We start from the raw sequence: 25841 nt of genomic DNA on the forward strand, positions 1-25841 counted from the left end.
GGGGCAGTGGTTCTAATGAGGTGGCTACCTAATTCAGCCGCCCGCCGTGGCCACGCCCGCAAGCCCATACATCCGCTTTTTTAAGCAAGTACCATGAGACACGGTAAAAAAATCAACCACCTGGGCCGGACGGCTTCGCACCGTAACGCCATGCTTTCGAACATGGCTTCGTCGCTGATTGTGCACAAGCGCATTTCAACGACCCTGGCGAAAGCCAAAGCCCTGCGTAAGTTCGTCGAGCCCCTGCTGACCAAAGCCAAGAGCGATACTACGCACTCACGTCGTACCGTTTTCGCCACCCTGCAGAACAAAGAGTCCATCAAGGAGCTGTTTGATTCGGTAGCCGGCAAAATTGCGGACCGTCCCGGTGGATACACCCGCATCATCAAGCTGAGCGACACGCGTCTGGGCGACAACGCCGAGATGTGCATCATCGAGCTGGTAGACTACAATGACGCCATGCTGGAAGCGAAAGCCGCCGGCGAAGCGAAGACCACCACCCGCCGTTCGCGCGGCAAGAAGAAGGCTGACCCGGCTACGGCCGGCGAAGGCCAGTCTTCGGCAGAAGTAGTGGCTGATGCTCCGGCCGCTGCCGTAGTAACCAGTGCTGCTGCGGCTGATGCTACCGACGCTCCGACCGAGACGCTGAAAGAAGGCGAAACCCGCGACGAGAAAAGCGAAGAAGCTGCTTCGTAGTAAGAACTTCGTCAATACAGAAAAAGGGACGTGCCGCAAGGTGCGTCCCTTTTTGTTTGTCCTGGCCACCAGGAAAGCACCGAGCTTAATTGTTTTTTCCTCCACTTGGCCGCAGGATTACCTCAGTTCATAGAAATGGCGGCGGGGTTGACCGGGCGGGTGGCTTGCTTTGGATTATCAATTCCACCTTCGAGCCCCCGATCCTATGAAAACGATGTTCTCCCGCTCTTGCTTTTACGCCATCATTGTCAGCTTGCTCACCGGCTGGGCGAATCCGGCCCGGGGGCAGGCACCCGAGCCGGTTGTCCCGGGAGTAGTATTTGCCGGCGTGCCGCAGGAACCGATTCAGCCGGGGGCGGGCCCGAATTTTGGGCTGTTTGATGCCGGCTTCTACGCCAACCAGCTGTTTCTGCTGGGGGAGTCGCACGGGGTAGCCCGGCCGCAGGAAGTAGACGTTGAGCTGTTCAGGCATCTCAACCAGCGGGCCGGAGTGCGGTACTACGTGGGCGAGTTTGACTGCGCCAAAGCCTATTATCTGAACCAGTACCTGCGCACCGGCAACGACAGCACGCTGCAGCTCGTGTTTCGCAGCTGGGTGCGGGATGAATCGCAGTGGGCCAATAAGGATTTGCTGGGCAAATTCCAGAAGCTGCGGGCCCTGAACCTGACGCTGCCCAAGCAGCGGAAATTCGAGTTTGTGGGCATCGACGAGCTGCAGGACCTGCCCTTGGCGGCCGACTACCTGCACCGGCTGCTGAGCAAGAAGGGCTTCTCGGTAGTGCTGTTGCAGCAGGCTGATTCCTTGTACACATTGCTGAAGCTGCCCCCTACGCCGAAGCTGCCCGCGCTGGCCCAGCGTACTATAGCGGAGCTAAAGCAGCACCGGCAAGGCTACCAGTTTACGCTGGGTGCTTCCTACGAGCCGGTGCTGCACTTACTCACCAACCTGACCTACCGCGCCGCCGGGCTGGGACGGGAGCAGAGCATTTTTGCCAACTTCAGCGCCTTGAGCCAAACCAAGCGGCTGGCGGGGCAAAAGATGTACGGCTTCTGGGGGCTGGCCCACGTGCTGCAAAGCCCGCTGCAGGGAGGGCACACGATGTTTGCGGCCCTGGTGCGGCAGAGCGCCCTGCCCATGCACGACAAGGTGGTGTCCCTGATGTGCGCGTTTTCAGGCTGCCGGATGCTGTATCCCACCCGCAGCCTGCCCGCGCCCTGGCAGACGCAGGGGCAGACGTATACCGGCACCGACAAATTCAACCACGACGGCCCGCTGACGGTTATTAAGGGCATCGGGGAGCTGAAGGCCCGTACCCAGCCGCACAGCCTGACCCTGTTCCGGCTGGATGCGCCGGCCGCCGCTACCCGGCAGCAGCCGATTCGGGTAACCTACGCGCCCGGAATCCCGGCCGCCCAGCAGATGCAGTTCGACCCCCAGCTGCCCGCGGCCGCCTACGTGCAGTACCTGGTGCTGGTGCGCGACTCCGACATGGTACAGCCGCTACGGCCCTGAGCCCGCTTCTTATGCTATCCGGCGTATTGCTCGTGACGCAGCAACTGGTTGTGCATTGGAAAGGGGCGGGCCGCGTGGCCCGTCCTTTTCTTGTGGCGGAGCGTTCGGCAAAAGAGTGGCAACTTCCCGGCGGCAAAGCTGCCTGGCTTGCCCAACTGCGCTGTATGCTGCTTGCCCGCCCTTCCCGCTCCGACCTGCTGACCGCCGCCGCCTACTGGCCGGTAGCCACCGCCGTGATTCTGCCCACCTACGTGCAGGAGTTCGGCTGGGGCCTGGCCCTGGCGGGAATGACGTACACCGTGCTGCTCGATTCGGCGGCCGTCTTCGCCATTGTATTCGGGCTGGTGCCCAACCTGCTGGTGCCCCGCTACCGGCTGCGGGCCCTGCTGCTGCTGCTGGCCTTTCTGGTGGCCAGTGGCGTGAGCTATGCCGTGGGCTACGGTCTGATTCTGCACCAGACCGTGCACTGGGGGCTGATGCCGTTGGTGGGCAGCATTATCCGGCACGCGTTCAGCTACGGGATGCTGGCCGTGCTGCTCACCGGCAAACGCTACTTCGACGTGCAGCAGCGGCTGGTGCTGGCCCAGAAGGCCCACGCGGAAAGTGAGCTGCGCAACCTCCGGGCCCAGGTTGACCCCCACTTCCTGTTCAACAACCTCAACGTGCTGCGCGGCCTGATTCAGTACGACCCGGTCGTGGCCGATGAGTACCTGACCCACTTTGCCGCGCTCTACCGCTACCTGCTCCGCCATAAGGACGACGACTTCGTGTCTCTGGCCGATGAGCTGGGCTTCGCCGATGAGTACGTATACCTGCTGCGCCACCGCTTTGGCGCGGCCTACGGCTTCCGGCAGCAGCTGCCCGCCCACGCCGGGCTGAGCCGGCTGCTGGTGGTGCCGGGCACGGTGCAGCTGCTGCTCGAAAATGCCATCAAGCACAACGTCGGCAACGAGGACGACCCACTCATCATCACCATCGAAGCCACCGAAACCAGCCTCACGGTGCGCCACCCGCGCCGGCCCAAGCTCACCCCCGTCGACTCTACCGGCACCGGCCTGGCCAACCTGCGGGAGCGGTACCAGCTGCTGGCCGGGCAGACCATTGCCGTGGACGACACGGGCCCCGAATTCAAGGTTACCGTTCCCGTGCTGGCGGCTACGTCCGGCTAGTGGAACCGGCTGACCGCGCAGGACCGGCAACTCTTTACCTTACGTGCTATGCGCATTCTGATTCTTGAAGACGAAGAGCCCGCGGCCCGCCAGCTGCTGCGGTTCGTGGCCCAGGCCGGGCTGACGGCTGAAGCTCCGCCCGTGCTGCGCAGCGTGGAAAAGGCTCTGGCCTGGCTGCAAGCCAACCCCAACCCCATGCCCGACCTGATTCTGTCGGACATCGAGCTGCTCGATGGCAACGTGTTTTCGCTGTACGAGCAGTTTCGCGTTACCTGCCCCATCATTTTTACCACGGCCTACGACCAGTTTCTGCTGCCCGCCTTCCGCGCCAACGGCATCGCCTACCTGCTCAAGCCTTTCACCTTCGACCAGTTTCAGGCTGCGCTGGCCAAATACCAGACCCTGCGGCAAAGCTTTGCCCCGCCGCCGGAGCCGGTTGTTGGCGGGGCGTCACCGCCCGCGGTGACGGCTGAAGTGCTGCGCGAGCTAAGCCAGGCCCTGCGCCAGGGCGCGCTGCCGCAGTACAAACAGCGCTTCTCGGTACGCCTGCGGCAGGGGCTGCATATTCTGCAGGTGGCCGATGTGGCTTACGTGCAGGCCGACGAAGGCGTGACCTTCGCCGTGGACGGGGCCGGCACGCGCTACCCGCTCAATGGCACCCTCACCGAGCTGGAACGCCAGCTTGACCCCGCCCGCTTTGGCCGCCTCAACCGCTCGGAGCTGGTCAGCATAGCCTTCATTGAGAAAGTGGAACCGTATTTCAACAACCGGCTGGCCGTGAAGCTGCGGGCCAGTGCCGTCACGCTCACTACCAGCGCCGCCCAGACCCCCGAGTTCCGGCGCTGGCTGGAAGGGTAGGACTGGGAAACGCCAGAAAGTAGGGCCGGCTCTTTTCCGAATTCCTTACCTTGGCCTCCGCAACGCAGTGGAGCCCCTTTCGGGTGCTACGTAGTGCCGGACTGGTGCTGTATTGCGTGATTTTCGTCGGAAACCCATTTTCAACCTTAGCTTTTTCAACATGAGCATCATCTCGGCCATTCATGCCCGCCAGATTTTTGATTCGCGCGGTAACCCGACCATTGAAGTAGACGTGACCACCGAAAGCGGGGCCGTGGGCCGCGCCGCCGTGCCTTCGGGCGCCAGCACCGGCAAGCACGAAGCCGTGGAGCTGCGCGACGACGACAAGAGCAAGTACATGGGTAAGGGCGTGCTCAAGGCCGTGGAAAATGTGAACAGCCGCATTGCCGAAGAGCTGATGGGCTTCTCGGTGTTTGAGCAGGGCCTGCTCGACAAGATCATGCTCGAAATCGACGGTACGCCGAACAAGGCCAACCTCGGGGCTAATGCCATTCTGGGCGTTTCGCTGGCCGTAGCCCGGGCCGCGGCGCAGGAAGCCGGCATGCCGCTGTACCGCTACGTAGGCGGCGTGGGCGCTACCACGCTGCCCGTGCCGATGATGAACATCCTGAACGGCGGCTCCCACGCCGATAACAGCATCGACTTCCAGGAGTTCATGATTATGCCCGTGGGTGCTCCTTCGTTCTCGGAGGCGCTGCGCTGGGGTACCGAAATCTTCCACCACCTGAAGGAAGTGCTCAAAAAGCAGGGCTTCAGCACCAACGTGGGCGACGAGGGCGGCTTCGCGCCGAACATTAAATCCAACGAGGACGCCATTAAAATCGTCATTCAGGCCATCGAGAAGGCCGGCTACAAGCCCGGCGACGAGGTGATGATTGCCATGGACGCCGCCGCGTCGGAGTTCTACTCCGATGGCCATTACCACTTCAAGAAGAGCACCGGCGACAAGCTGACGTCTTCAGAAATGGTGAATTACTGGACCGACTGGACCAAGAAATACCCCATCATCAGCATCGAGGATGGCATGGACGAGGACGACTGGACCGGCTGGAAGGCCCTCACCGACAGCATCGGCAGCACCACCCAGCTGGTGGGCGACGACCTGTTCGTGACCAACGTAACCCGGCTGCAGCGCGGTATCGACGAGAAGATTGCCAACTCTATCCTGATCAAGGTCAACCAGATCGGTACCCTCACCGAGACGATTGACGCCGTGAACCTGGGCCGCCGCAATGGCTACAAGAGCATCATGAGCCACCGCTCGGGCGAGACGGAAGACAACACCATCGCCGACCTGGCCGTGGCCCTGAACACCGGCCAGATCAAGACCGGCTCAGCCTCGCGCTCCGACCGGATGGCCAAGTACAACCAGCTGCTCCGCATTGAGGAAGAGCTGGGCGAAACGGCCTACTTCCCCGGCAAGAAGATGTAGCGCTAGGGGGAATTAGATTCTGATTCCAAATCAAAGAGGCCGTTCTGTTCGCAGAACGGCCTCTTTGTTTATCTTTGACAACCATGCAAATTTCCGCCCTTCTGGACCGGGTACCCCGGTTTCTCCGCAGCTTTTACTTTCTCACCACGCTGGCTTTCCTGGTCTGGATGTTCATGTTCGACTCCAACGACCTATTTAAGCAGTACGACATGTATGCCAAATGGTGGGAGCTGCAGGCTGAGAAGGAGTACTACCTGAAGAACATTGCCCTGGTGAGGAAAGATCGGGCCGAGCTGCTCAGCAGCCCGGAGCTGCTGGAGAAATTCGCCCGCGAGAAGTATACCATGAAGCGCCCGGGCGAAGACGTATTTATTCTGGTGCCCCAGGCCGCGGCTGAATAATCAGGGGCCGGCTGCTTTGGCCGTCTGGCGCGGAGCTGCGGCGTTTAGCCCGATTTAGCTAATTACGGGGCCCTGATCGGGTGGCAGCCGGTGGTTCGAAGTCTGGTTCGGGTCGGGGGGCTGGTTGGCGAGAATGTCTGCCCAACGTGGCCCCGTATTTGACCAGGGCCGCCCTATGAAACAGGCTTTCACTTTGGGTATTCCTTTCAAACTGTGCCGCATGGCAGGTCTGCTGGGACTGTTAGTGCTGCTGGCCCCACCCGCCCGGGCCCGCCCTTCGCAGGTGCAGCTAGCCCGGCAGTTTCTGCTGGCTGTGCTACGGGGCGACTACGAGCACGCCTACCAGCTACTGGCCCCGGAAGTAAGCGCCGCTATTACCCCGGCGCACTTCCGGGCCGCGGCCCGGCCCCTCTACGAAAAAGGCCAGCAGTTCCGGCCGGCCATCGACCTGTATAAGCTGGGACTGCGGATTGGGGAAGCCAACGACGTGCGCAACTTCTACAGCTTCATGTTCAAAAGCGACACGCTGGCAACCCGGCCGCAGGTGCAGCTTGACGTCACGTTCCGCGACTCCACCGCTACGCGCATTCTGAGCTTCGGCCTCGTTCCCGCTCCGCAGGGTAAGGTTAAAGCTCCGGAGTAGTTACGCCGGAAAGGAAATCTTACCCAGGGCCACCGCCGGTACCCGTTGCTGGCCGGCTCCGATAGACCGCGCCTCGCCGGCCAGGGTTTCATTAGCCAGCACGGCAAACAGCACGGCTTCTTTGGCATCGGGCTCAATACCCAGAGCCTCGGTGGTGGCAAACCGGCAATGCGGTAAGCGCCGCTGAATAGCGGCAATCAGCGTAGGGTTGTGCATGCCGCCGCCGCTGGTATACACGTGAAAAGGCCGGCCAAGGCCGAAGGCCAGCTCCACCGCCCCGGCAATGCCGGCCGCGCTGAGCTCAGTGAGAGTAGCCAGCAGGTCGGTTGCTGCTAAAGCGGCAGTGCCGGTCCGGGCCTGGGCTGCACGCACGTACGCCAAGTTAAACAGCTCCGGCCCGGTAGTTTTGGGTAACCCGGCCTGGAAGAAGGCATGGCATAGCAATTCTGCCAGCAGGGCTGGATTTACCTGCCCCTGCGCGGCCAGCTCCCCGTTTTCGTCGTAGCTTTTGGCTGGATAGAATTCCCGGACGAAAGCGTCCAGCAGCGTATTGCCTGGCCCCACGTCGGTGCTGAATACCTCGGCCGCATCCAGGGAGCCGGGCAGAAACGTGAAGTTGGCAATGCCGCCCAGGTTGAGCAGGAGCCGGTCTTCGCCGGGTTGGGAAAAGATCAGATAGTCGCCGTACACGGCCAGGGGCGCACCCTGCCCGCCGGCCGCTACGTGTTTCTGCCGGAAGTCACTTATGGTCAGAATACCGGTGTGCACGGCCAGATGGTCGCCGTCGCCGAGCTGCAGGGTCGCGTCGGGCCACTCCGCCAGGCCGTGCTGCTGCCGGGGGGCGTGAAAAACAGTCTGGCCGTGGCTGGCAATGGCGTCGACCGTAGCGGACTCAACGTTCCATTCGCGTAGGCACGCCAGCACCATGCGGGCATGTAAGCTGCCCAGCCAGGCGTGCAGCAGGGTGAGGTGCTGCAGCTCCACGTCGCGGCGGGCAAAGACCCGGCGGATTTCCTCCCGCACGGCTTCCGGGTAGGGCACCGTAGTGAACTGCTCCACCGCTACGCGGGTGGCGGGACCGTGGCCTTCGAAGCGGCACAGCGCCACATCCAGCCCATCGAGCGACGTGCCTGACATCAGACCGATAATGCGCCGCCCAGGCTTTTGAGCGGCCGCCACCAGCCGCGTGAGGTTGGCATTCATGCGAACTGCTTACTCGATTTTCTTGCCGGCCATGGCCTGCTTGATGGAGATATTCATCACCCGCTCCGCAAACGGACTCGTGAGCTCTTCCAGCTTATCTACCGCGCCCAGAATGGTGTCTTTGTCCCCGGTTTCGAGCGCTTCGCGCAGATTCTGGGTCTGGGCGGCGGTCTGCGTGATTTCGTCCTCGGTCAGATACTGCGAGTTCTTGTCCACGAACCGCTCTACCTGATAGATCATCTGCTCGGCTACGGTGCGGGCCTCAATCACCATCCGGGCCGACACGTCGGCGCGGGCGTGGGTGAGCGAGTCCAGCAGCATCTGCTCCACCTGCTCGTCGGTGAGACCGTACTGGGGCTTTATTTCCACGACCTGCCGGGTGTTGGAACGCAGCTCAACAGCTTCTACCTGCAGAATACCGTCGGCGTTGAGCAGAAAATTGACGTCCACCTTGGGCAGGCCGGCGGGCATGGCCGGAATGCCGCGCAGGTCAAACTCGGCCAGCTTGCGGTTTTCCTTCACCAGATCCCGCTCGCCTTGGTACACCGAGATTTTCAGGTTCACCTGCCCGTCGACTGAGGTGGTATACTGGCGGCCGGCCTTGGTTGGAATCTTGGAGTTGCGCGGAATAATCGGGTCCATCAGCCCGCCCAGGGTTTCGATGCCCAGCGTCAGCGGCGTCACGTCGAGCAGCAGCACGTCGCGGCGGTTGCCGGCCAGAATGTCGGCCTGAATGGCGGCTCCCAACGCTACCACTTCGTCGGGGTTGAGCGAGTTGTTGGCGGGCTGCTGAAAAAACTCCGACACGGCCTCATACACCAGCGGTACCCGCGTGGAGCCCCCAACCAGCAGCACCGCGTCGAGGTCTTTGGGGGTAAGCCGGGCATCGGTCAGCGCGAGTCGGCAGCAGGTTATGGTGCGTTCCACCAACGGGCGAATGAGGTCGTTGAACTCCGCTTTGGTGAGGCGCAGTACGAGGTCGGTGAAGTTGGCCCCGAAATCGTCGTGCTGGCTCAGGTACTTTTTAGCTGATTCGGCCAGCAGGCGCAACTCCTGCTGCAATGAGCCATTGGCTGCCACGACGGCGCTCAGGTGGTGCCGGGCCGTCCAGTGGTTGATAATGGCGCGGTCGAGGTCGTCGCCCCCGAGGTAGGTGTCGCCGTTGGTGCTCAGGACTTCAAAAATACCCTGCTGAATGCGCAGGATACTCACGTCGAAGGTGCCGCCGCCAAGGTCGTACACGGCCACGGTTTTCTCCTCATCAGGGCTCAGGCCGATGCCGTAGGCCAGGGCCGCCGCCGTGGGTTCGTTCACGATGCGCAGCACTTCCAGTCCCGCCAGGCGGCCGGCGTCGCGGGTCGCCTGGCGCTGGGAGTCGTTGAAGTAAGCGGGCACGGTAATCACGGCGCGGTTGACCGGCGTTTTCAGCGCGTGCTCGGCGCGGGTGCGCAGCTCTTTCAGAATCTCGGCCGATAGCTCAATGGGGGAATAGAACCGGTCGGCCACGCGGATCTTCACCAGCCCCTCCGAGTTGTCGTCGATGACCTTATAGCCCAGGTCAGCCGCGTGACCGTGCAGATCCTTATAGCTTTTGCCCAGCAGGCGTTTTACCGAATAGATAGTGTTTTGCGGATCGGTAAGCAGGAATTCTTTGGCTTCAGTGCCTACTATCGGCTCGTCGCCGCCGCCGGGAAAATGAACAACCGACGGGACGATCGTACCCCGGTCCAGGTCGTTGATGGCCGTAGGCTGCCGGCCGTCGGGATGAATGTAGGCCACCAGACTGTTGGTCGTGCCCAGGTCAATACCCACGATGAGTTCTTCCTGCTGGAGGCTTCCGGTGGAAAGGTTGATTGCGACTTTAGCCATACAAAGAAGAGCAGCGCGTCGAAGCGCGCGGATGGAGAAACAAGGTTTAGCCGTTGCAACAGATTAAACTGTTGGGCTGGTCAAAAGTAGGCAGGAAATGCGGGTATGAATACCCGAGCCGGCAACGGGAGTATTGCCAGTTCTAAAATGCCTGAATTTTCTTATCAAAAAGGTCAACTACGCCAAACCAGAATTCACACCGGACCCGTATGTGGCTTTGTAATCTGCTGAAAATACTACTGCGGATCTGCTAACCGGATCTGCCCCTGTACTATCCATTGCCGTCGGCACACCGGCCGTGTCTCTGTTCCGGTTCGCCCGCGCTTCCTTCTATTGCCCCCATACTTGTTTTAGCCGTCTGATTGCTCAGGCGAGTTGGTGCGTTTCCATTTATCCACTTTTCCCTTTTTACAGTATCATGAAAAAGACCTTTACACGTCCCATTCTCCACCTGTCGCTGGCCGCCACGGCGGTAGTAGGCGCTCTGGCCTGGAGCGGACAAAACACGCGCTTAGAAGCCTCCAGTCACCGCGAAGCCCCGCTTATCGCCGATGACCCGCTGGCCGACAACACCGACCTGTATGCCTTCCGCGACCCCAGCAACGCGGAGATGATTAACATCATCGCCAACTATATTCCGCTGGAATTGCCCCAGGGCGGCCCGAATTACAACAACTTCGGGGAAAACGTGCGCTACGAGATTCACATCAAGAACTCGGGGGCTAATCCTAACCGCGACGACCTCACCTACCGCTTTACCTTCAGGCTTGTCAACGAAGATGCGACTACGTTCTTCAACATCCGTAACGCTGGCGCGGGCCCGAAGCAAAACCTGAAGGCTACTTACACGATGGAAGTGAGCCTCAACGGCGGCACTTTCACAACCCTGACCAGCAACGGCGTAGTGCCCCCAACCAACGTTGGGCCGCGCTCCATATCCAGCGCCGTAGGCCTGGGCGTAGCGGATTACAACACGTTGATGACCGGCGCCATTCAGACTGTGGGCAGCAACATAAAAGTATTCTGCGGCCCCGTAGACGACCCATTCTTCGCTGACCTGGGCGGTATCTTCGACCTGGGCGGCATCCGCGTAGCCGCGGCCCGCGATGGTCTGGCCCGCAAAAACATCCACACCATTGCCCTGCAGATCCCGATTTCATTGCTGCAGAAAGATGGCAAAACCGGTGCTCAGGCCGCTAACATTCTGGATTCAGACTACATCATCGGCGTGTGGGCTTCGGCCAGCCGTCCGGCCCTGCGTACGCTGAACACCGATGGTACCCAGACCCATACCGGCAACTTCGTGCAGGTATCGCGGATTGGTATGCCGCTGACGAACGAGGTTATCAACCCGATCGGCGCGAAGGATCTGTGGAACTACAACACTCCTTACACGGAGGTAGCCGTTACGGAAGATTACCTCTCCAACCCGGAGCTGGGTCTGTACATGGCTGAAGGCACGGGCTATTTCGGCGCCGTAGTGCCCGGCCTGAGTGCCCTGCGTATTCAGCGGAACTCGCTGGGTTCGTTTGACTTCGCCAATGGCAAGGCTGGGGTTTCAGCCCTGCTGAACGCGCCGGCTGCTTCGGTAGCAGGTACGGCTTTCGCCAAGATTGCGGCGGGGGGCTACGCGGAGTATCTTCTGCGTCCGGCCAAGCCGCGCTCGGTCGATATTCTGCCGATCTTCCACACCGGGGTGCCAAACCTGCCGCCCTATCAGTTGGCTAACATCAAACCCGCTGGCCAGCCTCTGGCAGTTGGTAAGCCCTTCGTCAACAACTTCCTGCCCTTAGTTGACAATCCGGCTGCTGCGGCTGGCGTAGGTGGCGACATGCTGCGTCTGAACATGGCCGTGCCCGCTACGCCCCGTACCCAAGCAGCAGGCTTTAGCTCGCAAGGTCTACTGGCTGCCGCAGTACTCGGTTTGACTGATTCTCGCTTCAATACTACCAATACGCTGCAGAACATTCCAAACATGGACGGTTTCCCCAACGGTCGTCGTTTGGAGGATGATGTCACCCGTATCGAATTGCAGGCTGTGGGGGGCGTCGTACTGGCCGCCATCGGCCTGCCGTACGAAACGGCCAACGGTCTGGGTAACGTCCTCACCTTCCGCACGGGCATCGAAGCCAACGACACCACCTTCAAAGCGGCTTTCCCTTACGCCCAGACTCCCTGGAGCGGCACGAAAGCGCAGCGGGTAGCCCTGGCTCAGCGTGGCGCATCGGGCTTGAACATGAGTTCTTTGCCGATTCAGGTAGCCCAGAACTTCCCGAACCCTTTCAGCGACCAGACTACCTTCCACTACGAGGTATTGGCTAAAGGCCCCGTTACGCTGATCGTGACGGACATGATGGGCCGCAAAGTGGCAACCCTCATCAACAACAAGGAGCACAAAGCAGGCACCTACGACTTCGTATGGAAAGTGCCCGCACTGGGCGCAGGTACTTACGTGGCTACCGTGAAAACGGGCGCAACGGTACTCCAGTCCATCAAGCTCGTTCACACCAACTAGCCATAACCCATCGGCGCGGCTGCCGGGCCCTGGCCTGGCAACCGGGCCGATAGTGTGGTAGATTGATAGCCGGGCCCGGGTGAGCCCGGCTATCTTTTTTTGGATATACTCGCACTCAGATTAGCGCTGACCGCTGCATCTCACTTTTCAAGCCTGACCGCCTTGCGTAAATACCTCTACCCAATTCTATTGCTCTGCTTCGGCGCAGCCGTTGCGGCCCTCTTTTTCTTCCGCAAACCGGAGCCTGTTCCGATGCTTAAGGAACGCCACGGCGACCTGGCTCTGGGCGGCGAATGGCTCAATACCAAAAATGCTATTGACGGTCTGCTAGCCCAGCTCCGGGCCAAGCCCGAGGATAATAAAGCCAGGCTGCTGCTGGCCCAGGCGTACATGCAGGAGGGCCGGGTCACGGGCGACCACCCGTACTACGATATGGCGGCTATGCAGCTGCTGAATGGTATTCTGGCCCAGGAACCCGAAAACTTTGAGGCTCTTTGCTGCAAAGCGTCGCTGTGCCTCACCCAGCACCATTTCTCCGAAGGGCTGGCTATTGCGCAGCAGGCCGTTGCTATCAACCCTAACAACGGGTTTGTCTACGGGCTGCTCTGTGATGCCAACGTCGAGCTGGGCCGCTACGACGAGGCCGTGAAAATGGCCGATAAGATGAACCAGGTACGGCCTGATCTGCGCTCCTATTCCCGGGTGTCTTACCTGCGGGAAATCTATGGCGACTACCCGGGCTCAATCGAAGCGATGGATATGGCGGCCAAAGCCGGCTACCCGGGCCTGGAACAAACCGAGTGGGCCCGTACTACCCTGGGCCATTTATACGAAAGCACCGGCGACCTGCTTAAAGCAGAACAGCACTATCAGCAGGCTTTACTGGCCCGACCGTACTACGCGTATGCTATGGCCGGCCTGGGGCGGGTGGAAAAAGCCCGCAAGAACTATCCCGTGGCTATCGACTACTTCCGCAAGGCCCGGGCTACGGTGAAGGACTACGCCTTTGCCGAGGAGCTGGCCGATCTGTATCGGCTCAACAACGAGCCGGCTAAAGCCACGCAAATGGCCAAAGAAGCCATTTCGATGCTGGCCTCCGATGCCAGGAATGCGGATGAGAACGAGGAAATGGGGCACTACGCCGACCGGGAGCTGGCCTATGCCTACCTGAAAACCAACCAGCTGGACAAAGCGCTGGAACACGCCAAGCTCGAATACGAGCGGCGGCCGGACAATATTGACGTAAACGAAACTCTGGCCTGGGTTCATTATAAGCGCGGCGAGCACAAGGAGGCCGGAAACTACATGGCCAAAGCGCTGCGCACGAAGTCGAAGAACCCAACGCTACTATGCCGCGCCGGCCTGATTGCTACCAGGAACGGCAAGCCGGCGGAAGGTCAGGCGCTGATCCGGCAGGCGCTGAATATGAACCCTTACCTGAGTGTGGATCTGGCCGATGAAGGCAAGAAGCTGCTGGCCGTTAACTAACGTGGGCCTGCTTATTATCAGGAAAACTGCGGCGCCTTCGTGGCGTCTCCCGGCTGGGTTGCTGCTGGCATTGCTGCTGGCTCCGCAGCTGGCATCGGCGCACGTGCTGGATGTGGATCTGAGCAAGCTTTCCCGCACCGACATTGTCTGGACCTACATTAAGCTCGGCTACACCCATATCCTGCCGCTGGGCCTCGACCACATCCTGTTCGTGCTCAGTATTTTCTTTCTGGAACCGCGGCTAAAACCCGTTTTGCTGCAGGCTACGGCTTTCACCGTGGCCCACTCCATCACGCTGGGGCTGGCTATCTACGGCTTCATCAATCCGCCGGCGGATATCATTGAGCCGATCATTGCTTTGTCCATCCTGTTTGTGGCCATCGAAAATATCTTTGCCGACCGGCTGAATCCGTGGCGCGTGGCCATTGTGTTTGGCTTCGGGCTGATTCACGGGATGGGCTTCGCCAGTGCCCTCACGTCGCTGGGGCTGCCGCGCTCCATGTTCTTCGAGTCGCTGATTTCCTTCAATGTGGGCGTGGAGCTGGGGCAGGTATCGGTGATTTTGCTGGCCTGGCTGTTCATCGGCTACTGGTTCGCCGACAAGCCCTGGTATAAGCAGCGCGTCGTAGTGCCGGCTTCCGTTATCATTGGGCTGGTGGCGGCCTACTGGACCGTGGAAAGAGTATTTTTCGTTTAGCTTATTTCTGATTCTACGTCATGTTGCGCTCCTGCCTCGTCTTGCTGCTGCTTTGCAACTACCTGCTGGTAGTGGGCGCGGGCCTGGTGAACCGGCCGGAGCCGCCGCGCTACTCCGCCGCGCACCCCTACGTTCACCAGCACGATTGCCAGCAGAACAATTATCTGCGCCTCGACTGCTTTAGTACCTGCAACGGGGACCAGCACGCGTTGAGCAAAAACGCCAAGCCCCTGACTCCGCAGCAGCTATTAACGCTGGCCAAAGGAATCGACCTGCATTACCTGGTTCCGGCCGTCAGGGTAGTGCACCCGCAGTTTCGGTTCGCCCGGGTATTCGCCCCGGCGTTGGTCCCAGCAGTGCCGGCCGGATTTTCAGGCCTTCTGTATTCTCCCCCACGTCAGGGATAAGTCGCAGCCTGGCTTCATGGTAGCCAGCTAAAAGCGCGTCGGTTCCGATGCGCCCGCTCGTCTTATCTTTTATCAGCTGCTTCCGCCAGGAATTCCTGGCCGGAAGCGGTGATTTCCTGACGCATGAAACTTCAGCTTACTTCCCCCCGACTGCCCGTGGCTGCCCCCGCGGAGCATCTTGCAATTTCCCACCTGCTGTCCCGGGCTTGCCCCCGGGTATCGGTAACTGCTCTCAAAGCGCCGCTGGTGATCAAGCGGGCCAATGAGGACCGCAAATTTGCCAGCCTTACGGCGCACCGGGTCCAGTGTCTGGCCCAGCGCCGGGCCGCCGTTCCTTCATCTGCTAAACGCTGGTAGTATGAAGAAGTTCTCTATTTGCACGTTAGCGGTAACTCACCGGTTTACCGCTAAAGTATCGCTCCCTAGTAAACCAGCCTTTCCGGGTAGAGTAAGAGCCGGCGTTTTAAGGCTCATCAGTACACTTGCTATTGGAATGCTGAGCCTGGCGGCGGCGGCCCAGAATTCGTCGTCTCCGGCAGCTGCCATTCGGGGCGTTATTGCCGATTCTGCTTCCGGGCAGCCTCTGTTGGGCGTAGGCGTACGCCTGCTGGGCCAGCCCGGCGGCACTGCGACGGATGCGCTGGGTAATTTCCGCTTCAGCGGATTGCCCGCGGGTACCTACACGGTTCAGGCTACGGCCCTGGGCTACGGGACGCGCACGATGGTGGTAGGGCTGACGGCCGGCGACAACCGTACGGTCAGGCTGCCGCTGCCTGCCGTGTCCCTGAATCTGACCGAAGTAACCGTGTTGCAGCCGCGGGACGTGAACCAGTCGCTGGCCGCCATTTCGCACATCGATAAGGTGTTGCGGCCGGTGAACTCGGCTCAGGACCTGCTGCGGCTGGTGCCGGGCCTGTTCATTGCCCAGCACGCGGGCGGCGGCAAAGCCGAGCAGATCTTCATTCGCGGGTTCGACGTGGACCACGGCACCGACTTTGCCGTGAGCGTCGACGGCCTGCCGGTAAACATGGTGAGCCACGCCCACGGCCAGGGCTACGCCGATTTCCACTTCGTGATACCGGAAACCGTGGACCAGCTGCGGGTATATAAAGGACCCTACACGGCCCGCTTCGGGGACTTTGCCACGGCCGGAGCCGGCGAGTTCACTACCAAAACCAGCCTCGACGCCAGCCAGGTGAAGCTGGAGGCTGGCCGCTTCGACACCCGCCGGGCCCTGGTGATGCTGGATTTGCTGGGCAACAACAACCGCCACCTGTTCTCAAAAGGACCCGAAAGCGCCTACGTGGCGGCCGAGTACAACTTCACCAATTCTTATTTCGATCAGGACCAGGATTTCAAGCGCTTCAACGGGTTGCTGAAGTACACGGGCCAGTTGTCGGACCGTACTTCGCTCACGCTGCTGGGGTCACACTTCAACTCCAACTGGGATGCCAGCGGTCAGATTCCGGTACGGGCCGTGGAGGCCGGCCTCATCTCGCGCTTCGGCAGCATCGACCCCAGTGAGGGTGGCCGGACCGACCGCACCAATGCCTCGGTAGTGCTTACCACGGGCCTGGCCGATGAGGCCGTGATTCGCCAGCAGCTGTACTATTCCAACTACAACTTCAACCTGTTTTCCAACTTCACCTTCTTCCTGGCCGACTCGGTGAATGGCGACGGAATCAACCAGACCGATGCCCGCAACATTTACGGCTATACCGGTACCTACGACCGCGACGACCAGCTCGGCACCCGCGCCCTGCATACCACTTTCGGTTTGGGTACCCGCATCGACAATGCGGATGTGACCCTGCGCCGCGCCGTGCAGCGCCGAATTACGGATACCATTACGGTGGGCGAAGTGTATGAGCAGAACCTCAATGCCTATCTGGATGAAACCCTGACGCTGACCGACCGCCTGACCCTGAATGCAGCTATGCGGGCCGACGTGTTCGTGTTTGATTTCCGGGGCAATCTGGCCGATACCGCCCGGGTTTTGCAGCCCCTGAATGGTCGCAAAACCCGGGCCCGGGTATCCCCGAAGCTGAACCTGTACTATCAGATTTCGCCGGCCGTGCAGCTGTTTGCCCGCTCGGGGCTGGGGTTTCACTCCAACGATGCGCGCGGGGTGATCCGGGGCACCGTGAACGACAATGCCCTGCCGCGGGCCCTGGGCTACGAAGCTGGCAGCACCTTCAAGCCTTGGCCGGGCATGGTGGTCAACGCGGCCCTCTGGGCCCTCCACCTCGACGATGAGCTGGTGTATATCGGCGACGAAGGCGGTACCGAAAACGCGGGCCGTAGCCGTCGGTACGGGGCTGACTTGTCGGTGCGCTATCAGCTCACGAGGCTGTTGTTTGCCGATGTCGACCTGAACTACAACCACGGCCGCCTGGTGGGCGAGCCCGAAGGCCAGAACTTTATCCCGCTGGCTCCGCGTTTCACCAGCGTTGGGGGCCTCACGCTCAAGAACCCCAAAGGCTTCAGCGCCAGTCTGCGCTACCGCCACCTCGACAGCCGCCCGGCCAACGAGGACAACAGCATCCGGGCCCGCGGCTATTTTCTGCTCGATGGCGTGCTGAGCTACACCCAGTCCCGTTTCCAAATCGGGGCCACGGCCGAGAATCTGCTGAATGTAGCATGGAACGAGGCCCAGTTCGGTAATCCCAGCCGGCTGCTTAGTGAGCAGGCCGCCGGGGTTGAAGAGCTGCACTTCACGCCCGGTACGCCCTTCTACTTCAAGGTTAACGCCAGCCTGTTCTTCTAAAACCGGCGCTGAATAGAATCAAAGCGGCCGGTTATGCGCCTGTACCGCATAGTCGGCCGCGTTTGCGTAGCCAGGTCGGGCAACGAGTAATCCTGTGCTGGCAGAAGCCTACCTTTACCCCTCCGTCAGCTGATTCGCCGGCGCGGCCCTGCCAGTGAACGAAGCCTTGTTATCATTTCTCCGAAAGCCGTCCCTGCTGCTGGCCCTGGTGCTGATTCTGCTGAGCGGCTGCCAGTCGGTAGAGCCGCCGGAGCAGGCTTTTACGGCAATCCGAGCCAAATCAGGTGAATCGGTCCCGGGGCCGGGGCCGGCTCAGCCCGATACGCTGCAACCCCCACCGCTGGCCCCGCTGACCGGGCTTTCGGCAGACTTACGCCAGCGTATTCAAGCTCTGCACCGGAGCCTGGGGCCCGCCGCTGCCGATTTGCGGCCCGCAGTGTGGGAACGGGCCTGCGTGGGGTATCTGGTGCTGCGGCAGCAGGGCAAAGTGCGCCGCCGGGGCCTCGTGGCCGTGGCCGATATGGAGCTGCCCTCGTCAACCCAACGGCTGTGGGTTGTCGACCTCAAGGCTGGCCGGGTGCTGCAGCGCAGCTATGTGGCCCATGGCCGGGGCTCCGGAAAGCTGATGGCCCGCCGCTTTTCCAACCGCATCAAATCGGCCTGCACGGCGCTGGGCTTCTACCGGACGGCGGATACGTACAGTGGCAGTCATGGCCTTTCCCGGCGTTTGCAGGGCCTCGATGCCAGGCAGAACAGCAACGCGCAGGACCGCTACATTGTCCTGCACGCCGCCGATTACGCGGGGCCGGAGTATCTGCGCCACCACGGACGGCTGGGCTATAGCCGGGGCTGCCCGGCGTTGCCGCCGGAGCAATACCGCGCCATTATCGGTGCCGTAGGGGAAGGGGCCTGCCTGCTGCTCTGCGGTTCCGCTCTGGAGTCGCGCTGGCTCGACGGGGCGGCCGCCAGTCAGGCCTTCACGGCAAGAGGCTGGCGCTAGCGCGGTTTCGCAGTCAGCGGACGCCGTACCGCGAAGGGTTACTTCGCGACGCCCGGCCTGAGTTGGCTGCGGCCGTCGGCAACGACCCGCGAAGTGAAGCTTCACGCTACCCACAGGCGGTGCACCGACCCTGAAACTGCTTGAACGCCGGCTTGCGAAGCAGGCTTGCGGCGAAAATATGCCCTTGGCGCTGCGGCATAAAAAAGCCTCCCCAAAGGCTGGGGAGGCTTTTTTTGGCGTTAATCAGTAGGTGTTAGCGTAAGGCCAGCTTATGGCTGATGCCTAACTCAGGCACCGTGAGCTGGTACAGCCCGGCCGGCAGCGCCTTGGCAACGGCCAGCCGAAGCTGGTTCGAGCCCGGATACATCTTCACGGTTTCCTCGTGGACCAAACGACCCGTCAGATCGAACAAGCGCAGGGACACGCTTTTTTCCAGCGTCGTTTTCACCGTCAGCTCGATACGGTCGGAAGTGGTAGGGTTGGGGTAAACCTCAATCTCCGCTTTCTCGGCCAGGTAGCCGGCGGAAGTCATCGGGCTATTCGCCAGCACTGTTTCGCGGCGGCCGGTCATGGCCCCGGTTACTACGGTGGGGGCGGTGTAGGTGGCTTTCACGAAGCAGCGCTGGGCCGGGTTGGCGGTGCTGGTGTTGCGGGCGCGCAGCGTGTACCAGCCCTCGGCGGGGGTGATGTAGGAGCCGCTGAGGGTGCCGGTGCCGGCCACGCTGCTCACGATGGTGCCGGCGCTGTTCACCACGGCCACGGTCAGCGAGCGGGTGGCATCGGTGGGGAAGAGGTTGTAGCTGATGGTGCGGCTGACCCCCACGTAGATGCGGCCCGCCGTGCGGGAGACGGTGGAGGCGGCGGGCAGCGCGCCGCCCTGCCGCAGCGAGCGGACGTCGTTGTCGCCGAGGTCGTCGGCCAGCTCCCACTCGTGGGTGGTGGTGCGGGTGGGCAGGTTGTAGCCGGTAGTGGCGTTCACGGGGGCCCACACCGAGTAGCCGCGCCGGCCGGCGTTGGCCGTGCCGTTGCAGGGCGGCGTGTTGATGGCCACGGTCTGCGAGCCGCTCACGGTGACGGTGGCGATGCCGTTGGCGCCGGAATAGTCCTTGAGCACGGTGCCGGGGGCGAAGTCGCAGCTCACGGTGCTGTTCTGCCAGGCCGTGAAGTTGTCGTTGATGCCGATAATGGCCCTGGTGCTCCGCTCAATCACGAGGTGGTCGGCGCCCTGCCAGCGCACCTTGTAGGCGCCCTGCTTGAATCTCAGGTTCTGGTGGCACCAAATCAGGTTTTCGATGTCCGTGCGTACGGGCAGGTCAACGGTGCTTTTGGGCGAGTGCGAATAGCGTTTGCCGGTGTTGCCGATGTTGAACAAGTCCTCAAAGAATATCTGGGGCGAGCCATCGAAGGCCAGCATCGCGGCGTAGGTTGCCGACAAGCGCGGGTCGAACGGGTCGATGTGCGGGGCCAGCTCCTGGCCGGTATTCCAGCCGGTGTAGTTGCCGCCCGCGTCCACGGTGGGCCGGAAGGTGTCGTGGTTGTTGACGAAAGGCACCGTCCGGTGCACGAACGTGCCGCCGATGTTCACCACGCGCCGGCCCTGCTGGAAGCCGGGCAGGCTGCCGATGTTGAAGTTGCCGCCGCCGCTCACGATGCTGTATAAACCGTCGCGCAGCGAGAAGTCGAAGGTGCCGGCGCGGTCCTGCACGTCGGTGCACCACTGGTCCAGCTGGCTCGCGCCGCCTACCCACTCGCCCACGGCGTACATGGTGGCTCCGCCATTGGCCCAGCCCGCGTTGCTTTGCAGGTTGGACAGGAAGTCTTCCATGGCGAATGCCGGGAAGTGCTTCACCGCGTCGACCCGTACGCCGTCGAAGCCCATCTGCTTTTTGTACCAGATAAGCCAGCTGCGGTTGCCGTTGCGCATGTAGTCCGTGCCCTGCGCGGGGTTGAAGGTAGCGTTGGAGCTTTGCCCGTAGGAGCCGTTATAATAGCTGATATCAGGTCCAAAAAGGATGGAGTGCAGGTCGCCGCTGGTCGAATTGTTGCCCACGTTGGGGTTGAAGTTCGGCCAGTTTTTGGAGAAGCGGCCGTTGCGGGCCAGGTAGTTGGCGGCCGACTCGTCGGTAGCGGGCCTGGTGAAGCTTACGTAGCGGAAGTTTTTGTACTTGCTCGTGATGTTGTCTTCCCAGGCGGCCGGGTCCTGCCCGCCGCTGCCGTTGGCCGAGCCGGCCCCGTCGTTGTGGTTGAGCACAATATCCTGAACCACCTGAATGCCGTTGGCATGGAGAATGGCTACGCCGCGCAGCAATTCATCCTTATTCCCCAGGCGGGTGGCTACAAAGCCTTTTTGGTACTTATCGCCCAGGTCATAGTTATCGAAGGGGGAGTAGCCATTGCCCTGGTTACTGTTTTTGATCGAAGGCGGCATCCAAACCGCGTCAATTCCCATGGCCTTCAGGCGCGGGGCCAGGTCGGCAATGTAGTTGGCCCAGCCGTTGGGGTAATTCGCATTCCAGTAGTCCCACCAAAAGCCTTGTAGAACAACTTGCTGGGCGCGGGCCGGGTTGCCGGACAGTAACAGGAACAGGGAGAGGGCGACCATCAGCCAGGGGCTGGGTCGTCGGGTAGAAATTTGCATGCGCAGGTGGGAATTTGGTTGGGGAAGGGAGCTGTGAAAGGGAAATTACTTGCGTAATTTATTTCGTATGTAAGGTATCCAGGAATATGGCATTATCCATATAAAGCCAAAACTTTTTTTATGCTGTAGTTCTCCGCCAGGCACGAGGAATTAATTAAATATAAGTGATGTTGAATGGATTGCGTCAGGAAAGAAAGGCATCATAATGCCCTGCTACTGCGTATAAGCATTTGTAAGGGCTTCCAGCGTTTGGGAAGCCTTTTTAACAACTGAAATACCTGCGGAAATGGAAAAGCCAAGTGTAACCCAGCGGAAGCGTCTTAAAGTTCGGGCTCGTCGTTTGCTGACGCGCCGGGTGCTGCCGTTCGTAGCCGCGCTGTTTCTCGCTACTCCCATGGCTGCGCCGGTCAGCAAATCGATGGCTCATGCTTCCGGGGTACAAACCAAGCTGCCTTCGGCGCAAGCCATGCAGGCGGTTTTTTTCGATCAGCAGCTGCACGATCTGTACCGCGACCTGAGTGTTGAGCAGCAGGGACTGACCTATGCGGTTTTTCTGAAGGCCATGACCGGCTACCTCAACCTGGAAAAGGAAGGTAAGCTTAGTGGCAAAAAGCTGCTGACCGTTATCGACTTCGATTTGCCGTCCACGGAAAAGCGCCTTTGGGTGCTCGACCTGGCCGCCGGGCAGGTTGTGTTTCATACCCTGGTAGCCCACGGCCACAACTCCGGTGAAAACATGGCCACGGCCTTCTCCAACGAGAACGAGTCGAATATGAGCAGCTTGGGCTTCTACGTAACGCAGGCCGAGTACACGGGCAAGCACGGCCGCTCCCTTAAGCTGCAGGGAGTAGATGAGGGCTACAACACCAACGCCCTGACCCGGGCGGTGGTGATGCACGGTGCTGATTACGTAAGTGAAGAGTTCATCCGTCAGTATGGCCGACTGGGCCGCAGCCTCGGCTGTCCGGCCCTGCCTATGGATCAGCATTCGCAGATTATTGATGCCGTGGGCAACGGCACCTGTCTGTTTCTGAACGGTAATGATGCGTCGTATTCGTCGAAATACCTGAACCAGGAAGTGGCCATGAGTACGCTGCTTTCCGGCAATAGCTGATAGCATCCTGATCTGAAACGAACAAGGGTCGTCCGCACTACGCGGGCGACCCTTTTTTAGGTAAAGCCGGGCTTCCGCCTAGCCTCCGGAGCTATAGTTTTACGCCCAGTTTTTTACCTATTGCTTCCAGATCCTGAATCACCGGGTCCAGCAACGGAATGCCGTCTACCAGGCGCACGGCGGCCATTTCGCGCTCGGGGTCGCCGGGGATGAGCACTTTCCGGCCTTCCACGGCCTGGGCATTACGGAAGGTGGTAATCCAGTTGTCCATGTGGGCTTTAAACTCGGCGGCGGGGCGGAAGGCATCGATCCGCATGGCCCCGAAGAAGTGTCCCAACCCCTGACCAACCGGATCGGCGGGCGGCTGGAGGAAGGCCACGAAGGGCGGAACCCACGGCCCGTAGTTGGCGCCGGAAAGGACGGCCGAAAAAATATCGACGATGCTGCCCAGACAGTAGCCTTTGTGGGACCCGGTGTCGCCGCCGAGGGGGAGCAGGGCGCCCCCGTTTTTCACCGCGTTGGCGTCGGTAGAGCCGGTGCCATCGGCATTCTGCACCCAGCCCGCGGGTACGGGCAGCTGTTTGCGCTGGGCAATTTCCAGCTTGCCGTTGGCAGCAGTAGTAGTGGCGAAGTCGGCGACAAAATCGGGCTGGTCGCCGGCGGGAATGGCCACGGCAATAGGGTTGGTGCCCAGCAGCCGGTCGAGGGAGTAGGTGGGCGCCACGAGCGGACTGGCGTTGGTCATGGCTATGCCAACCATGTCGTGGGCCAGGGCCTTCATGGCGTGGTAGCCGGCAATGCCGAAGTGGTTGGAGTTCTTTACCGACACCCAGCCCGTGCCTGCCAGTCGGGCTTTTTCCAAGGCAATGGCCATGGCCCGGGGGGCTACCACCAGCCCCAGCCCGCCGTCGCCATCTACCACGGCCGTACTGGGGGTTTCATGGACGATGCCTACGCGGGGCGTTACGTTGATGCGCCCGGCTTCCCACAGGCGCACGTAGCCCGCCAGCCGGGCTACGCCGTGCGAATCAATACCGCGCAGATCAGCCGACAGCAATACTTCAGTAGCCAGCGTCGCATCGGTCTCGGGGCAGCCCATGCTAAGAAAAACCGATTCGGTGAAAGTGAAGAGGTGGTTATAGGAGAAGGTCATGGACGGTTTTGGGCAGCCAGTAGAGTGAAAACGAGCGTCAGGCCGCGCGTAGCCGGGGGATCTTGCGTGCTGACATTGGAGTAGTGACCTGACAATGCCCCGCGAGATGCCTCGGCTACGCCCGGCAGGACGTGCTGATAGGCGTTCAGTTAGCCCGCCTGCAGCATTTCGGCCAGCAGGCCTTCTTTCAGGGCGTAGGCCGAAGCCCGGATGTGGGTGAACTGGTAGGTTTTCAGCACAAAATCAATCAGCACGCAGGCTACCACAATCATGTCGGCGCGCAGGGGCGTCATGCCGGGCATGAGCAGGCGCTGGGCGTGGGTGGTGGTCAGCAGCTGGTCGTAGCTCTGGTAGAAGCTGGAAAGGGGAATAGCCGTTTCGGGGGGCGGGTTGTTGCCGCGCACTTCCCCCTGGCGGGCGGCCTGCAGGTCGCCCAGGGTGTCGAAGGTGCCGGAAGCCCCGACCAGGGCCCGGGGTCGAAAGTGCTGAATGGCGGCAGTAAGCGGAGCTAGTTTGTCGGTCAGGTATTCCTGCTCGGCCCGCACATCGTCGGGCGTTAGCGGGTCGTGGCGGAAAAACTGATCCAGCAGCCGCTGGGCCCCGATTTCGAAGCTTTGTTTCCAGAAGATGGTTTCCTGGTTGGCCACGATAAACTCCACGCTGCCACCCCCGATATCCATGAGCAGATGCGGCTCACTACCCAGATTTACGGCCTGGCGCACTCCTTTGGTAATCAGCTCGGCTTCGCGGGCCCCGGCAATAATTTCTACCCGGATGCCGTGCTGTTCGAAGATATCCTGCACCAGCTCGGCGCCGTTGGCCGCGTTGCGCACGGCGCTGGTGGCGGTGGCCCGTACCTCAGTGACCTGGTGGAGCTCAATTTCTTCCTGGAAGGCCGCCAGCGTATGCAGGGCCCGGGCGTAGGCTGCCGGCGCAATTTCGCCCTTGCTGATCCCGCCTTCGCCTAGTTTTACGCCCACCTTGGTCCGCAGCAGCACCACCGGCTCAGCATGACGGGCCTCGGGCAGCTCCACAATGAGGAGGTGAAACGTATTGGTGCCCATATCAATCAGGGCCAGACGACGATGACGCATGTTGGTGTTTGGTTTTCAGGTATTGGCTTTTGGTTTTTCGGCGACGGAGGTTCTTCAGCAGAGGGCCAAAAACCAAAAACCACTCACCAAAAACCACCCATCAGGTGGCAAACCGGCAGAAGGTGCCCAGCGGTAGCTTGCGCTGGCCCTGGTCGTGGAGGTAGATTTCCCCGATTTCACGAATAGTATGCGTTTTGGGGAAGATCTCGGTCGCCAGGTTGTCCAGGATCAGCGCCGAAAAGCCCAGCGAATACAGGTTGATCAGGAAGAAATGATCCTGGGGGTCGAGCAGCTGGTGGCAGAGCTTCATCAGCTCGTTTAGCTCGTCTTCCAGCTGCCATTTCTCGCCGTTGGGGCCGCGGCCATAGGCGGGCGGATCCAGGATCAGACCCTGATACTTGCTGCCGCGCTTTACTTCGCGCTTCACGTACTTCATGGCATCTTCCACCAGCCACCGCACCCCGTCGATGCCGCTGGCTTCCATGTTGTCGCGGGCCCAGAAATTGACTTGCTTCACCGAGTCGAGGTGAGTGACATCGGCTCCGGCGGCCCGGGCGGCCAGGGTGGCGGCTCCGGTGTAGGCAAACAGGTTCAGGACCCGCGGCACGGCGGCCTGCCGGAGCTTGGTCTGCTGGTAGATAAACTGCCAGTTGGGGTCCTGCTCCGGAAACAAGCCTACGTGTTTAAACGACGACATGCCCAGCCGGAACCGCAGCTTCAGCCCGTTCTGGTCGTAGTTAATCAGCCACTGCTCGGGCGTACCGGGCTTTATTTTCCACTGGCCACGCTCCTGACTGCCTTTTTCGCGGGTGAAAGCGGCGTGCGCCCGGCCCCACTCGGCCGCCGGCAGATGCGGGTCCCAGATAGCCTGGGGCTCAGGCCGGGCCAGAATGTGCTGCCCGAATCGTTCAAGCTTTTCAAAATTGCCCGAGTCGATCAGCTCGTAATCCGGCCAGGTGCCGGTGGTCAGGAAGGAATACATAGTAGAAAGCTAAGCCGCCGCCGGGCGGGCCGCCAAAGGTAGGGTATCCGGTGTGAATCCGGGGCTGGGTTTTCGCGGGGCCCGGCTGACCGTTTTTGCGGGTTGTAGAACATGGTGACGACTGAACGGACAAGCTAAGAAGCTGTTTGAGTTAGTTTTGTTGGATGCAAGCAGCCTCCATTTCAGCCGTTCGGAAACGGTA

Annotated in this window: 21 protein-coding genes; 15 read left to right on the forward strand and 6 right to left on the reverse strand. The window is 61.0% G+C overall.

All coding sequences use genetic code 11. The annotated features are described in order from the left end of the window. Positions 1-93 precede the first annotated feature (93 nt). From rplQ to ABD833_RS15480, 7 genes are all read left to right on the forward strand, one after another. A complete protein-coding gene (gene rplQ, locus ABD833_RS15450; protein WP_345074172.1) occupies positions 94-696 on the forward strand; it encodes a 50S ribosomal protein L17 in 603 nt (200 codons plus the stop codon). A 205-nt stretch (positions 697-901) separates the two neighbouring features. Then, entirely contained in the window at positions 902-2209 is a 1308-nt protein-coding gene (locus ABD833_RS15455; protein ID WP_345074173.1) for a TraB/GumN family protein, read from the forward strand. 164 nt (positions 2210-2373) lie between these two features. Further along, positions 2374-3378, forward strand: a complete 1005-nt coding sequence (locus tag ABD833_RS15460) for a sensor histidine kinase (RefSeq protein ID WP_345074174.1) — start codon at positions 2374-2376, stop codon at positions 3376-3378. A gap of 48 nt (positions 3379-3426) precedes the next feature. Next, a complete protein-coding gene (locus tag ABD833_RS15465) occupies positions 3427-4236 on the forward strand; it encodes a LytR/AlgR family response regulator transcription factor (RefSeq protein WP_345074175.1) in 810 nt (269 codons plus the stop codon). Between the two features lie 160 nt (positions 4237-4396). After that, positions 4397-5668 carry a phosphopyruvate hydratase gene (eno, locus tag ABD833_RS15470; protein WP_345074176.1) on the forward strand — a complete coding sequence of 424 codons (1272 nt, stop codon included), beginning with the start codon at positions 4397-4399 and terminating at the stop codon, positions 5666-5668. Positions 5669-5751: 83 nt separating this feature from the next. Further along, positions 5752-6069: an FtsB family cell division protein gene (locus ABD833_RS15475; protein WP_345074177.1), complete on the forward strand. Its 318-nt coding sequence runs from the start codon at positions 5752-5754 to the stop codon at positions 6067-6069. Positions 6070-6289: 220 nt separating this feature from the next. Then, positions 6290-6712: a hypothetical protein gene (locus ABD833_RS15480; protein ID WP_345074179.1), complete on the forward strand. Its 423-nt coding sequence runs from the start codon at positions 6290-6292 to the stop codon at positions 6710-6712. Here ABD833_RS15480 and ABD833_RS15485 read toward each other — a convergent pair whose 3' ends face one another. Together ABD833_RS15485 and hscA are read right to left on the reverse strand one after the other, a co-directional pair. Further along, complete coding sequence (locus ABD833_RS15485) at positions 6713-7915, reverse strand: anhydro-N-acetylmuramic acid kinase (RefSeq protein WP_345074181.1); 1203 nt, start codon at positions 7913-7915, stop codon at positions 6713-6715. 9 nt (positions 7916-7924) lie between these two features. Further along, on the reverse strand, positions 7925-9784 hold the full coding sequence (gene hscA / locus ABD833_RS15490) for a Fe-S protein assembly chaperone HscA (protein ID WP_345074182.1): 1860 nt from the start codon (positions 9782-9784) through the stop codon (positions 7925-7927). Between the two features lie 418 nt (positions 9785-10202). Here hscA and ABD833_RS15495 point away from each other — a divergent pair, with 418 nt between their 5' ends. From ABD833_RS15495 to ABD833_RS15525, 7 genes are all read left to right on the forward strand, one after another. Continuing rightward, positions 10203-12299 (forward strand): DUF4331 family protein, encoded by a 2097-nt coding sequence (locus ABD833_RS15495; RefSeq protein ID WP_345074184.1) that lies wholly within the window; start codon positions 10203-10205, stop codon positions 12297-12299. 252 nt (positions 12300-12551) lie between these two features. Continuing rightward, on the forward strand, positions 12552-13787 hold the full coding sequence (locus ABD833_RS15500; protein ID WP_345074185.1) for a tetratricopeptide repeat protein: 1236 nt from the start codon (positions 12552-12554) through the stop codon (positions 13785-13787). A gap of 58 nt (positions 13788-13845) precedes the next feature. Beyond that, positions 13846-14484: a HupE/UreJ family protein gene (locus tag ABD833_RS15505; RefSeq protein ID WP_345074186.1), complete on the forward strand. Its 639-nt coding sequence runs from the start codon at positions 13846-13848 to the stop codon at positions 14482-14484. A gap of 20 nt (positions 14485-14504) precedes the next feature. Continuing rightward, on the forward strand, positions 14505-14891 hold the full coding sequence (locus ABD833_RS15510; RefSeq protein ID WP_345074188.1) for a hypothetical protein: 387 nt from the start codon (positions 14505-14507) through the stop codon (positions 14889-14891). Positions 14892-15014: 123 nt separating this feature from the next. Continuing rightward, the gene (locus ABD833_RS15515) at positions 15015-15248 is read left to right on the forward strand and encodes a hypothetical protein (RefSeq protein ID WP_345074189.1); all 234 of its coding nucleotides are present in this window, start codon (positions 15015-15017) and stop codon (positions 15246-15248) included. A 136-nt stretch (positions 15249-15384) separates the two neighbouring features. After that, the gene (locus ABD833_RS15520) at positions 15385-17658 is read left to right on the forward strand and encodes a TonB-dependent receptor (protein WP_345074191.1); all 2274 of its coding nucleotides are present in this window, start codon (positions 15385-15387) and stop codon (positions 17656-17658) included. A 166-nt stretch (positions 17659-17824) separates the two neighbouring features. Beyond that, positions 17825-18658 (forward strand): murein L,D-transpeptidase catalytic domain family protein, encoded by an 834-nt coding sequence (locus ABD833_RS15525; protein ID WP_345074192.1) that lies wholly within the window; start codon positions 17825-17827, stop codon positions 18656-18658. 253 nt (positions 18659-18911) lie between these two features. Here ABD833_RS15525 and ABD833_RS15530 read toward each other — a convergent pair whose 3' ends face one another. Continuing rightward, positions 18912-21296: a T9SS type A sorting domain-containing protein gene (locus tag ABD833_RS15530; RefSeq protein ID WP_345074194.1), complete on the reverse strand. Its 2385-nt coding sequence runs from the start codon at positions 21294-21296 to the stop codon at positions 18912-18914. Positions 21297-21582: 286 nt separating this feature from the next. On the opposite strand from ABD833_RS15530, the gene ABD833_RS15535 reads away from it, so the two are divergent. After that, positions 21583-22410: a murein L,D-transpeptidase catalytic domain-containing protein gene (locus ABD833_RS15535; protein WP_345074195.1), complete on the forward strand. Its 828-nt coding sequence runs from the start codon at positions 21583-21585 to the stop codon at positions 22408-22410. Positions 22411-22501: 91 nt separating this feature from the next. Here the strand turns inward: ABD833_RS15535 and ABD833_RS15540 are convergent, their stop codons facing one another. The 3 genes from ABD833_RS15540 to ABD833_RS15550 all read right to left on the reverse strand — a co-directional run bounded on the left by ABD833_RS15540 (position 22502) and on the right by ABD833_RS15550 (position 25639). Continuing rightward, the gene (locus ABD833_RS15540; protein WP_345074196.1) at positions 22502-23563 is read right to left on the reverse strand and encodes an Ldh family oxidoreductase; all 1062 of its coding nucleotides are present in this window, start codon (positions 23561-23563) and stop codon (positions 22502-22504) included. 149 nt (positions 23564-23712) lie between these two features. Then, entirely contained in the window at positions 23713-24657 is a 945-nt protein-coding gene (locus tag ABD833_RS15545) for a Ppx/GppA phosphatase family protein (protein WP_345074198.1), read from the reverse strand. A gap of 100 nt (positions 24658-24757) precedes the next feature. Continuing rightward, positions 24758-25639: a class I SAM-dependent methyltransferase gene (locus ABD833_RS15550; protein WP_345074199.1), complete on the reverse strand. Its 882-nt coding sequence runs from the start codon at positions 25637-25639 to the stop codon at positions 24758-24760. Positions 25640-25841 lie beyond the last annotated feature (202 nt).

This window comes from Hymenobacter fastidiosus (genome assembly GCF_039539565.1).
Classification (GTDB): Bacteria; Bacteroidota; Bacteroidia; order Cytophagales; family Hymenobacteraceae; genus Hymenobacter; species Hymenobacter fastidiosus.

Coding starts and splice junctions, on each gene's coding strand:
- rplQ (WP_345074172.1), top strand. CDS start 94: ATGAGACACGGTAAAAAAATCAACCACCTGGGCCGGACGGCTTCGCAC.
- ABD833_RS15455 (WP_345074173.1), top strand. CDS start 902: ATGAAAACGATGTTCTCCCGCTCTTGCTTTTACGCCATCATTGTCAGC.
- ABD833_RS15460 (WP_345074174.1), top strand. CDS start 2,374: ATGCTGCTTGCCCGCCCTTCCCGCTCCGACCTGCTGACCGCCGCCGCC.
- ABD833_RS15465 (WP_345074175.1), top strand. CDS start 3,427: ATGCGCATTCTGATTCTTGAAGACGAAGAGCCCGCGGCCCGCCAGCTG.
- eno (WP_345074176.1), top strand. CDS start 4,397: ATGAGCATCATCTCGGCCATTCATGCCCGCCAGATTTTTGATTCGCGC.
- ABD833_RS15475 (WP_345074177.1), top strand. CDS start 5,752: ATGCAAATTTCCGCCCTTCTGGACCGGGTACCCCGGTTTCTCCGCAGC.
- ABD833_RS15480 (WP_345074179.1), top strand. CDS start 6,290: ATGGCAGGTCTGCTGGGACTGTTAGTGCTGCTGGCCCCACCCGCCCGG.
- ABD833_RS15485 (WP_345074181.1), bottom strand. CDS start 7,915: ATGAATGCCAACCTCACGCGGCTGGTGGCGGCCGCTCAAAAGCCTGGG.
- hscA (WP_345074182.1), bottom strand. CDS start 9,784: ATGGCTAAAGTCGCAATCAACCTTTCCACCGGAAGCCTCCAGCAGGAA.
- ABD833_RS15495 (WP_345074184.1), top strand. CDS start 10,203: ATGAAAAAGACCTTTACACGTCCCATTCTCCACCTGTCGCTGGCCGCC.
- ABD833_RS15500 (WP_345074185.1), top strand. CDS start 12,552: ATGCTTAAGGAACGCCACGGCGACCTGGCTCTGGGCGGCGAATGGCTC.
- ABD833_RS15510 (WP_345074188.1), top strand. CDS start 14,505: ATGTTGCGCTCCTGCCTCGTCTTGCTGCTGCTTTGCAACTACCTGCTG.
- ABD833_RS15515 (WP_345074189.1), top strand. CDS start 15,015: ATGAAACTTCAGCTTACTTCCCCCCGACTGCCCGTGGCTGCCCCCGCG.
- ABD833_RS15520 (WP_345074191.1), top strand. CDS start 15,385: ATGCTGAGCCTGGCGGCGGCGGCCCAGAATTCGTCGTCTCCGGCAGCT.
- ABD833_RS15530 (WP_345074194.1), bottom strand. CDS start 21,296: ATGCAAATTTCTACCCGACGACCCAGCCCCTGGCTGATGGTCGCCCTC.
- ABD833_RS15535 (WP_345074195.1), top strand. CDS start 21,583: ATGGAAAAGCCAAGTGTAACCCAGCGGAAGCGTCTTAAAGTTCGGGCT.
- ABD833_RS15540 (WP_345074196.1), bottom strand. CDS start 23,563: ATGACCTTCTCCTATAACCACCTCTTCACTTTCACCGAATCGGTTTTT.
- ABD833_RS15545 (WP_345074198.1), bottom strand. CDS start 24,657: ATGCGTCATCGTCGTCTGGCCCTGATTGATATGGGCACCAATACGTTT.
- ABD833_RS15550 (WP_345074199.1), bottom strand. CDS start 25,639: ATGTATTCCTTCCTGACCACCGGCACCTGGCCGGATTACGAGCTGATC.